Annotated in this window: 7 protein-coding genes; 4 read left to right on the top strand and 3 right to left on the bottom strand. The window is 56.9% G+C overall.

The window, feature by feature from the left end; genetic code table 11:
- Positions 1 to 172: 172 nt before the first annotated feature.
- Positions 173 to 1,273, bottom strand: a complete 1,101-nt coding sequence (locus tag FYC48_RS23235) for an NAD(P)/FAD-dependent oxidoreductase (protein WP_149499191.1) — start codon at positions 1,271 to 1,273, stop codon at positions 173 to 175.
- 349 nt (positions 1,274 to 1,622) lie between these two features.
- Between FYC48_RS23235 and FYC48_RS23230 the strand changes: the two genes are divergently transcribed.
- From FYC48_RS23230 to FYC48_RS23215, 4 genes are all read left to right on the top strand, one after another.
- A complete protein-coding gene (locus FYC48_RS23230) occupies positions 1,623 to 3,485 on the top strand; it encodes a carbon starvation CstA family protein (protein WP_149499190.1) in 1,863 nt (620 codons plus the stop codon).
- Between the two features lie 319 nt (positions 3,486 to 3,804).
- Positions 3,805 to 5,685 (top strand): sigma 54-interacting transcriptional regulator, encoded by a 1,881-nt coding sequence (locus FYC48_RS23225; RefSeq protein ID WP_230775539.1) that lies wholly within the window; start codon positions 3,805 to 3,807, stop codon positions 5,683 to 5,685.
- A 42-nt stretch (positions 5,686 to 5,727) separates the two neighbouring features.
- Entirely contained in the window at positions 5,728 to 6,966 is a 1,239-nt protein-coding gene (locus FYC48_RS23220; protein ID WP_149499189.1) for a nucleotide disphospho-sugar-binding domain-containing protein, read from the top strand.
- 340 nt (positions 6,967 to 7,306) lie between these two features.
- Positions 7,307 to 9,268 (top strand): TolC family protein, encoded by a 1,962-nt coding sequence (locus tag FYC48_RS23215; RefSeq protein WP_230775534.1) that lies wholly within the window; start codon positions 7,307 to 7,309, stop codon positions 9,266 to 9,268.
- A 135-nt stretch (positions 9,269 to 9,403) separates the two neighbouring features.
- Here FYC48_RS23215 and FYC48_RS23210 read toward each other — a convergent pair whose 3' ends face one another.
- Entirely contained in the window at positions 9,404 to 9,976 is a 573-nt protein-coding gene (locus tag FYC48_RS23210) for a sugar O-acetyltransferase (protein ID WP_149499187.1), read from the bottom strand.
- Positions 9,977 to 10,005: 29 nt separating this feature from the next.
- Positions 10,006 to 10,782 (bottom strand): DUF4184 family protein, encoded by a 777-nt coding sequence (locus FYC48_RS23205; protein WP_149499186.1) that lies wholly within the window; start codon positions 10,780 to 10,782, stop codon positions 10,006 to 10,008.
- Between the last annotated feature and the right edge of the window lie 23 nt (positions 10,783 to 10,805).

Genomic DNA, 10,805 nt, shown 5'->3' with positions numbered 1-10,805 from the left:
TGACGGTACGATTTTGCCGTAGTCATATCCACGGCCTCACGCACCGCTGATGCTGCGGCGACATCTGAAATTAGAATTAGCCGATAGGCGTTCGCCGCGGTATCCGTCCAATAACCGGTGCTAACGCCAGTCGGCTGGTAAGTCGATCGGGAATAGTTGTTCTATCGCAGATCTACTCTTGCTCGGCAAGGTAGCGTTCGGCGTCAAGAGCGGCCATACAACCGGTGCCCGACGATGTGATGGCTTGACGATAGTAATCGTCGGCAACATCGCCGGCGGCAAAGACACCTTCGACCGATGTATTCGTCCGGAATGGCTTTTTCCAGACGATGTAGCCGCTATCTTTCATCTCGACCGCTCCGTCAAGGAACCCGGTATTCGGGGTATGCCCGATGGCGACAAACATGCCGCCCACGTCGAGGTCACTGATCGAGCCATCTTTCGTGCTTTTGACCTTCAGGCCGGTCACCAGGTTTCCATCGCCGACGACTTCTTCGACGGTAGAGTTCCAAAGGATTTCAATGTTGGGGTGCGTCTTGGCGCGTTCCTGCATGACCTTGCTGGCACGCATTTCGTCGCGGCGGATCAGCATGTAAATCGTCTTGGCATCTTTCAAGTTCGCCAAGTAAACCGCTTCCTCGACGGCCGAGTCACCGCCACCGACAACGGCAAGTGGCTTGGCACGGAAGACCGGCAACGCCCCGTCGCAAACCGCACAAGCGCTGACGCCTTTGTTTTTATAGGCTTCTTCACTGGGTAAGCCCAGGTAATTCGCCCTGGCACCGGTGGCGATGATCACCGTCTTCGCTTCGACGGTGTTACCGCCGCTGGTGGTCAGCTTTTTGACGTCACCGGAAAAATCCACGCTCAGGATGTCTTCCCCAACCACTCGGGTCCCGAAGTTCATCGCCTGTTGCTTCATCAGTTCCATCAACTCAATCCCCTGCACTGCGTAGTGCGGGGTAATATCGCTAAGGCTGAAACGCGACTTGCCTTTGCCGCGTGAATGTTCCGGGCCTGGAATTGCGGGCAAGTTATAGTGACGGTTTTCGTCGACCGCGGATTCGACGAAGGCACGGATGTTTCCGGCCGGAAAACCGGGATAGTTTTCGACCTCGGTGGTGTAGGCTAGCTGGCCGAGCGGAATCATCTCCGCCTTGACGGTCCCTTCATAAACCACCGGATCCAAATTTGCTCGGGCGGCATAAATCGCGGCAGACCACCCGGCGGGCCCACTGCCGATGATGATAGTTTTTTCGATCGAGTCGCTCACCGTTCGTTGCTCCTTTTTCTAGTTGCAGATACCCAGCAAGTCTGTCGCGCTTACAACGTTGATCGACATCGTTGGTATCAAGGCAAGTCGTACTGACTGCGCAATGAAGATTCTGTAGCGGGATTATAGGAGTCGACAACTGGGGCGGGAACCATGAGCAAATCGGCCAATTCGGCGCTCTCGGTCTCTCGATTCGAAGCCGGCGGCCCCGGCGTCGCAGCGGCGATTTCTTTCTCTTTGGACCACTTTGGCGTCACCGATCTACCCCGCGGCGGTTTTCGGCTAAACTGATCGCCCCCTTGGATTCCTCGCTCCCCTCCCATCTTGATAGCGGTTTGATAACGAAACGATGAGTACCCTGGTTGTCGCAGTTCTTTCGATGGTGGGTTTCGTCGTCGCCTACAACACGTACGGCAAATGGTTGGCGAAACGTTTGTTTGCGTTGACCGATGACGCGGTGATGCCGAGCACCGAATGCCGTGACGACGTTGACTTTGTCCCGACGCGAAAATCGATTGTCTTTGGGCACCACTTCACAAGCATCGCGGGGACCGGCCCCATCGTCGGTCCAGCCTTGGCGGTGTTTTGGGGTTGGTTGCCGGCGCTATTGTGGGTGATTTTTGGGTCGATACTGATCGGCGGCGTTCACGACCTTGCCGCACTGGTGATTTCGATCCGCAATCGAGGGCAAACGATCGGGCAGGCCGCCGGGCGGCTGATTTCAACGCGCGCAAAGGTGCTGTTCCTTATCGTACTCGCGCTCGCCCTGTCGGTCGTCCTGGCCGTCTTCGGCTTGGTGATCGCGAACATCTTCAAGCTGTACCCCGAATCGGTGCTAAGCGTTTGGATCGCGATGCCGATCGCGGTCGTGATCGGCCTGCGTTATCGCCAAGGTGGCGGATTGGTGATTCCAAGCTTGGTCGGGTTGGCGTTACTTTATGTTGCCGTCTACGTCGGTGCTTACTGGCTGCCGCTGGACATCGCGGGCTGGCTACCCCAGGAGGGCAGCTACATGACCCCGGTTGTAGTTTGGACCGTTGCGCTATTGGCGTACGCGTTTATCGCATCGGTGTTGCCGGTCTGGCTATTGTTGCAACCGCGTGATTACATCAACAGCCTGCAGCTGTTTGTCGCCCTGGCGTTGCTTGTCGGTGGTCTTGCGGTCGCTTCGCTGACCGGTCAAGCCAATTTGTCGGAATCGGCACCGGCGATCGCCCAAGAAGTCCCCGCGGACGCACCGAGCATGTTTCCGTTCTTGTTCATCACGATCGCCTGCGGTGCTTGTAGCGGATTTCACTGCTTGGTCAGCAGTGGGACCACCAGCAAACAACTTGAGAAAGCGACCGATGCCCAAGCGGTCGGTTACGGAAGCATGCTCCTGGAAGGGATGCTGGCCGTGCTCGTCATCTTGGCGTGTTCAGCCGGCGTCGGAATGGGAACATTGACCCGAAACGTCGTCACGGCCGAAACGGCGACGGCCGATGCGCCTGTGGGGACGGTGCAGATCGTGCGCGGAGAAACCAAAGGGCAACAAGCGTGGCGGGACTACTACCGAACCGGCGTCAACGGCGAGAAAGACGCCGGTTGGGGCAAGCAATCTCTGGCAAGGAAACTGCGAGCCTTCATCGACGGCGGTGGTAACTTTTTATCAACGCTGGGCATTCCGCTGCGAATGGCGATCGCAACGATGGCAGTACTGGTCGCCTGCTTTGCCGCCACCACGCTCGATACCGCGACGCGACTTCAGCGCTACGTGCTCAGCGAACTCGCTCTTTCGGCAAACGCAAAACCACTTGCCAATAAATATGTCGCCACCGCTATTGCCGTGGGCATCGGACTGGCAATCGCCGTCTTTGCCGGCGACACACCCGGCGAGGGCGGCCTGATGCTTTGGCCCCTGTTCGGCGCGACGAACCAGTTGCTGGCAGGATTGGCACTGATGGTCGCGGTCGTTTATTTGGCGCGGCGCAGTAAACCGGTTGCCGTGGTGATGTTCCCGATGATCATGATGCTGCTGATGCCAGCCTGGGCGATCACGTCGGACCTGTACTACAGATGGCTTCCGGAAGGGAAATGGGTGCTGTCAATCTTTGGCATTTCGATCATGGTCCTACAAATCTGGATGGTGATCGAAGGCATTCTGATCCTGCGGCGATGTCGGGGCGTGATCGAACCACCGATCGAGGTATCGGTCCCCCAGGCAACCGCCTAGGTTTTTTGCCTAGCCCAAATGATTGGGATCGCCCCATCGCCCGACCGCCTTGCCATCCAACCGCCTTATCAACCCGACTTGCGTTGCCCACGGTTCTTGCATGGAAACGGTGGCCAACGCCATTCGGCGAATCCATATTTTCGATTTTGGCGAACCACAAGATCTCCCTCGTAGTAGGTTTTCCTTTGGTCTGTCACCCCACCTGTCCTGCGGGAAGGAACTTTTGCGGTCGCCGGGTGTCTTTTCTCAGTGTTATGATGCTTAACACGAAACTCTTCGGGTCAGGAAACGATAACCGAAGCTGGCAACAGTTCAGGGTGTGACGAGCGCGTCTGGCGAACGATTGCTGGACAGTCACTTACGACGTGAACGAATCATGGTCGCATACCTCGCAGTTCAAAACGGTCCTGAAAAAGGCCGCCATTTCCTATTGGATCCTGATCGTCCGATGCATGTCGGGCGTGGCTCGACGTGCGAAATCATGTTGTCTGATCCGGTTGCCAGTCGCTTTCACGCGGTCGTTTACTTCGAAGAAGGCTTATGGCAAGTTCGCGATACCGGCAGCCGCAACGGGACGCTGGTGAACGGGCAAAAAATCGATTCGGCTCAAATCATCGACCAATCGTTGCTAAAGATTGGCGGCACTGAAATCTTGTTCGTCAGTCCCGACGAAGACACCGAGGTCGAAAACGCCTTTCAAACCATTGTGCAAGATATCTCAATGGCTGGCCACGACGAGTACGATGACCCGATGCGTGACATCGCCCACGCCGGGTACCTGTTTGACCTATATCAACTTAGCCTTTCGATGCTGCGTTCGGAAAACCCCACCGACATCATCGACTGTGTGCTCGAACTACTGCGCGACCGTGCCAATGCGGATGCAGTCGGTCTGTCGTTTGATATCGGTGACGGCCGTCAACGGCCCCACAAAGTCAGCCCGGCGGATTTTTTGGACCGAGTCAAAATCGGGAAAACAATTTTGAAGCGGGTGATCGGCAAGGGCGAAGCGATCTGGGTGAATGACAAACGCTCGGGAGATTACGACGACCCCGAAGGCTTATCGAAAAAGCTGAATTGGTCGGATGCGATCTATGTCCCGCTGGACACCCACGAAGCCAACATCGGTGTCCTGCATTTGTATCGCGACGCTCCGTCATTCAGTGAAATTGATTTCGAACTAGCCGTCGCCGCGGCTCGGCTACTTGCGATCGGCCTGCAGCGAGCCCTCGAACACGATTCGCTAAAGGTCGAAGCGAAGCAGATCGCCCAGCGGAATGCGGACACCGACGAGTTAATCGGTGACAGCCCCGTGATGGTTCGCTTGAAAGAAAAAATCACGCGTGTCGCCAAAGCAAACGGATGCGTACTGGTTCGTGGAGAAAGCGGCTGCGGCAAGGAATTGGTCGCCCGCGCGGTGCACCGCAGCAGCCAGCGATCGAAGCGACCGATGCTGACCGTCAACTGCGCGGCGATTCCCACGGAACTGATCGAAAGCCAGTTGTTCGGTCACAAGAAAGGCTCCTTTACCGGGGCGGAAGCCGATCACGAAGGTTGGTTCCAACAGGCCCACACCGGAACGCTGTTCCTGGATGAAATCGGCGAACTTACCCTCGAAGGACAAGCCAAGCTGCTGCGGATTCTCGAAGGGCACCCGTTTCTTCCCGTCGGCGGAACCCAAGAGGTCCACGTCGACGTTCGTGTGATTGCGGCGACGAACCGAGACCTCGCCGAATTTGTCCGCGAGAAGCGTTTTCGTGAAGACCTGTTCTATCGTCTCAGCGTCTTCGAACTGCTGATTCCTCCTCTACGCGAACGAGGCGAAGACGTCGACTTGTTGATTGAGCATTTCCTCAATCACTTCCGCAGCCAACACGGGCGTTCCAAACTGGGGATCTCTCCCCAAGCGAAAAAGCGACTCCAAGAATACATGTGGCCCGGAAATGTTCGGCAGCTTCGCAACGTCATTGACAGCGCCGTCGTCATGGCAGACGGCGATGCGATCGAAGCAGACGACCTGGGATTGCGCGACGCCGGTGTCAGTCGACTCGATACATTCCGCTTGGATGAATGGGAAAAACGCCTGATCAATAAGGCACTCCAACGCACCGATGGAAACGTCCCCAAGGCGGCTAAGCTTTTGGGCATCAGTCGTGCGACGGCCTATCGAAAAATCGCCGAATACGACATCGAGCGTTAACCGCTTGCCGTCAATCCTCCGCTTCACCGACGCCGCCCATCGATGACTCGCCTCGCCATTCTGTCCGCGCCTGGGTCTCGCGGCGACGTGAACCCCATGGTCGCTATCGGCGCAGAATTGCGGCGACGCGGGTTCGATGTGATGATATCGCTCGCGGCACCCTACGCCGATATCGCCCGCCAAGCCGACCTGATTCCGCATTCTTTGATCGACGAGGCACAATTCGAAGGCATGCTGGCTGATCCTTCGATGTGGAAACTGTTGCGTGGGATGCGACGGGTCATCCGAGGCATCGCATCCGACTTTTTGACGCCTCATTTTGAATTGATCCGTCGGCACTATCGTCCCGGAAAGACCGTCTTGGTTTCTCATCCGCTGGACTTCGGATCGCGGATCTTTCGCGACGTCGAGCCATCGGTTGCGCTGGTCGACATTCATCTGGCTCCGGTGATGTTGCGGGTACCGAATGCCCCGGCGCGTCTGACTCCCTGGCGTTTTGAACCGACCGCGGATCCGCGAACCTTTCGCCTGGCATATTGGTTGGGCGATCAACTGATCCTCGATCGTCTGCTTGCCGCACCGATCAATCGCATTCGGCGGCAGTTCGCTCTGACACCTGTTCGGCGCGTCATGCACCGCTGGTGGTTGTCGCCGGATCGGGTTCTGGCGTGCTATCCCGACTGGTTTGCGCCGTCGACAGTGGGTGCGGCCGATCAACTTGTTCACGTCGGATTTCCGCTCAGCGATGGGACGGACGAACCCTTTGAAGCTCCGCGCGACAAGCCCGTCGTCTTCACGGGCGGCACGGCCAATTGGCACACGCGAAATTACTTTCGCACTGCCGCCGACGCGTGTGTTCAAATGGGGATCCCCGGCATTTTGCTAGGCAATCACCCTCAATGCTTTCCCCAATCGCTACCGCCGGGGGTCCGGGCCCAGTCCTACACGCCGCTGGGAAAGCTCTTGCCATTTTGCCGAGCAATCGTGCATCACGGCGGCATCGGAACCACCTCCCAAGCACTTGCGGCGGGCATTCCACAACTGATCCGTGCGATGGCATTTGACCAGTTCGACAATGCGGCGCGTGTCGAGTCCTTGTCGTGCGGCGTCCGCTTGCGAAACGATCGTGATCTTGCCAGCGAGCTCCGCTGGTTGCTACAGGATGACTCGGTCGAGCGATCCGTCGCGCGGACCGCTCAACTGTTTGATAATTCGGACCCAGTCGAGCGGGCGGCCGATGAGATCGAAAACGTCATGACCGTCGGAAGCGCCACAACTTGACACCGTGTGGGTGACTTTGCGGATTGCTCGGGTTGTCCGGCAGAAATTCCTGGTCGGGCTGTTCTAGTTTTGCCGCCGGATCGGTCGATACGCGTTAAGCCGGTTCAGCCAGAAATGGGGCTACTCCGGATCACGCACGCTCCGCCAAATGCGGAACAAGTTCACCCGATGGGCCAAAAGCATGCTTTGTCACCACCAGCCAACTCGATCGTCCACCCGACGTTCCAAGCGAAAGTTGCTCCACAACCTCGTGGTCGCCTTGTCGCTGACGTCGACTACGTTGGCATCAACGGGGTGCCATGTTTGGGACCGAATCGAGCCCGGACCGCACGACACGACGATGTCTTACCATGACAACGTCGGGATGTCGATCGAATACCCCGAGGTCGCCGAGTGTGCGACACCGATCGCCGCGGCCGCCGAATCGACTGCCGCCCCTCATGTGCTGCAAGATCCATCAAAGATCCCCGCGATGGACATGACGCTGCCCGAAGCGATGACAATGGCGATGCAAAATAGCCCAGTCATTCGTTCGCTAGCGGCGGTCGTGCCTAGCTCCGAAGCCGGGCAAACGATCTATAACCCCGGCGTCACCGCTTCGTCAAATCAGGGTGTCGAAGCGGCACTTTCAAACTTTGATGCCCAGTACAGCAACTCGCTGATTTGGTCGACGCAAGACGAACCGAACAACGTTCGCATCGTCGATCCGACCCAGCTGTTGTTCACCGTACCGGTGAATGAATCCACCAATGCCGCTTGGTCGAGCCAGTTACAAAAACGAACCGCTACCGGTTCGACGTTTGCTTTACGACACGTCGTCAACTACGCCAATAGCAACCGGCCGCAGCAACGGTTCTCCAGTAGCTTTGCCGGATGGCTGGAAGCCGAATGGCGTCAACCGTTATTGGCCGGTGCCGGACTGCAATACAACCGGATCGTCGGCAGCAGTCAGGTACCGGGACAATATAATGGTGTCCTGATCGCGCGGATCAATGAAGATGTCGCCTTGGCCGACTACGAACAATCCATCATTCAGCTTGCCGCGGACGTCGAGGAAGCATACTGGAATCTATGGACGTCGTACCGACTTCTGGAGGCGAATATCAAAGGCCGCGAGTCGGCATTGAAGACGTACCAGTACCAGAACGTCCGACTGGAAGTCGGCGCCGGCCGGCAGGACGAAGAAGCCCAAGCCCAATCGCAGTATTATCAATTCGAAGCGAGCGTTCAAAACCAACTGGGCGGACCGACCGGGCTGTATGCTCGTGAGCAACGCCTGCGTTATCTATTGGGAATGTCGGCGGCAGACGGCAAGCTGCTTCGTCCGACGTCCGACCCAATGGACATGCAGGTGACCTTCGACTGGAACTCCGCCTTGTCTCAGGCCCTCGACCGTCGCGTCGAAGTCCGGCGGCAACGCTACCAAGTGAAACGTCGTGAGTTCGAACTGTATGCCGCAAGACTCGGAAAACGCCCGACCCTGGACCTGATCGGCCAATATCGCTGGCGAGGATTCGGAGACCATCTGTTGGGCGACTACGACGACTCGCCGTTTGATGGGTTCTACTCCACAATCGCCGACGGAAACTACCAGGAGTGGTCCGCCGGGTTTGAATTCGCCATGCCGGTCGGACTTCGTCTGGCTAGTACGGCGGTCGCCAATGCCAACTTGCAATTGCAACGTGAACGCGCGATCCTAGCGGAAACCGAACTTGCGATCAGCCACAACTTGGCCGACGACGCCCGCAGCGTTGAACTCGCGTTCCAACTAATGGAAACAAATTACAACCGCTACCAGGCCGATTTGCGGCAAGTCGAAGTGCTGTTGCGACGTTACCTTGACGGGACCGATAACATCAACTTCTTGTTGCAAGCGCAACGTTCGGTCGTACAAAGCGAAGTCGCGTTCTACGAATCGCTCGGTAACTACAATCTTGCGATCCGTGACCTACATGTCGAGAAGGGCTCGTTGCTGGCTTACAATCAGATTCAGCTTGCCGAGGGAGCCTGGGCAAACGGTGCCAGTCGCGATGCGTATGAAAAAGGCCTATTCCTAACTCCACGCAAGGATCCGAGTGAAATCACTCGCACTCCGGTCGTGACGCGTCAAGGTTTCGACCCGTCCGCGGTTCAGAATACCGGTGCCGCAGTCAATACCATTGCACCTCCGCAATCGATCGAAATGTTAGAGTCCACACCGAGCGACGCGCCACCGGTGGGAAACACCCATTCGGTCATCGAGGTCGAAAAGGTGCCGGTCGAAATCGGCTCCAACGTTCCACCATCGATCAAGTTTGACTGAGCAAGCGGGACGGATCACCACAAGCAAAAACCGTGGCTAACGCCATGCGGCTAATCCTGCGTGCAGATAATTCCGCGTGGAGAAACCGTGGCTAACGCCATGCGGCTAATCGCTAGTCCAGATACCGACGAAACGCTAGCGTTCTTCGGCCGGGCGTTCAAGTGTTCGAAGCACTCGGGCAGGATTGCCAGCGACCAACACCCCATCGGGGACGTCTTTGGTGACGACCGCACCGGCGCCGACCACGCTACGATCGCCGATCGTTACACCGGGGCACAGGATCGCTCGTCCCCCGATCCAAACGTCATTGCCAACGGTCACCGGTTTTCCAAATTCGAAGTCTCGACGCTGTTGCGCGGCAAGCGGATGCGAAGCGGCGTAGATGTGGACGCCTGGACCGAAAAATGCGAAGTCTCCGATTCGCACGTCACAAACATCCAAGATGACGCAATCAAAGTTGAAGTAAACGCGATTGCCAAGGTAGATGTTGGTTCCATAATCGCAGCGAAACGGCGGCTCGAGCCAAACCGTATCGCCACCTTCGGCAAACAACGATTCCAATAATCGACGCCGAATCGCCTCATCGGAAGGTTCGGACGTGTTGAGTGCGTGACACGTTTGCCGGGCCAGCAAACGAGCGGCTCGAAGCTCGCTATCCTCCGGATCATATGGTTCACCGGCAACCATTTTCTCACGTTCACTTCTCATCAGATTTCTTCACATCTTCTCTGTGGCGTTCACGCGGATTCGATCGATCGCCGGCCCACTAAATGGAACGCGATACACCAAAGAATCGAACCGATCATCAGTATTGCCCCCGATTGTTTAATGGCAATCCCAAGAGCACGGTAAAACACCGGCTGAATTAGGAACGCATGCACGCTGACGATGACGATCGCAACGGCGGCTAGAAGGAAGGTCAAGCATTGACTACGAATGCCAATCGATGCGGCCCCCGAAGCAATCGAAGTCGCACCTCGAAGTTTCCACCACGCGATCAGCACCAGTAGTGGTAGCCCCACGAAGGTGCTTCCATATTGAAATAGTTTGTAACCGCGAAGTTGGAACGGCCCAATACTCCACATCATTTCAAGGGCCGGAACTAGCTTGGTTCCCCATCGCCCCTCGTGAGTGAATGCGTCCCAAATTACATGGGTCGACGAACCGATGACGACCGCAAATCCAACTTGCACGATCAACGTCAGTACCGGAGCGATAGTCGATGAATGCGGCAACCGAGGACTCGGATCGATCCTACAGCGGATCCAATTGGGCAACAGTGTACACAGCGGCTTACGCATCAATAGATCGAACAGCAGAAACAGCCCGATCCCCATTGGACCACAAAAGAACACGACGCCTGTGGCACTATGCGTCCTCGCATAATCAACGATCGGAAAGAAGAGAGCGATATCGGGAACCATTGCACCGATCGCCAACGCAGACATCGGCAACCATTTCGCTTTCAACCCAAAGGGAACGACTGCGAGTATGTGAGTGGGGGTGAAGGGCATCTAAGCTGACCACGTTGCCGCAT

The sequence above is a fragment of the Roseiconus lacunae genome (assembly GCF_008312935.1).
GTDB classification, from domain to species: Bacteria; Planctomycetota; Planctomycetia; order Pirellulales; family Pirellulaceae; genus Stieleria; species Stieleria lacunae.
The sequence above is the reverse complement of the archived record's forward strand: the minus strand, read 5'-3'. Positions and strand labels throughout refer to the sequence as shown.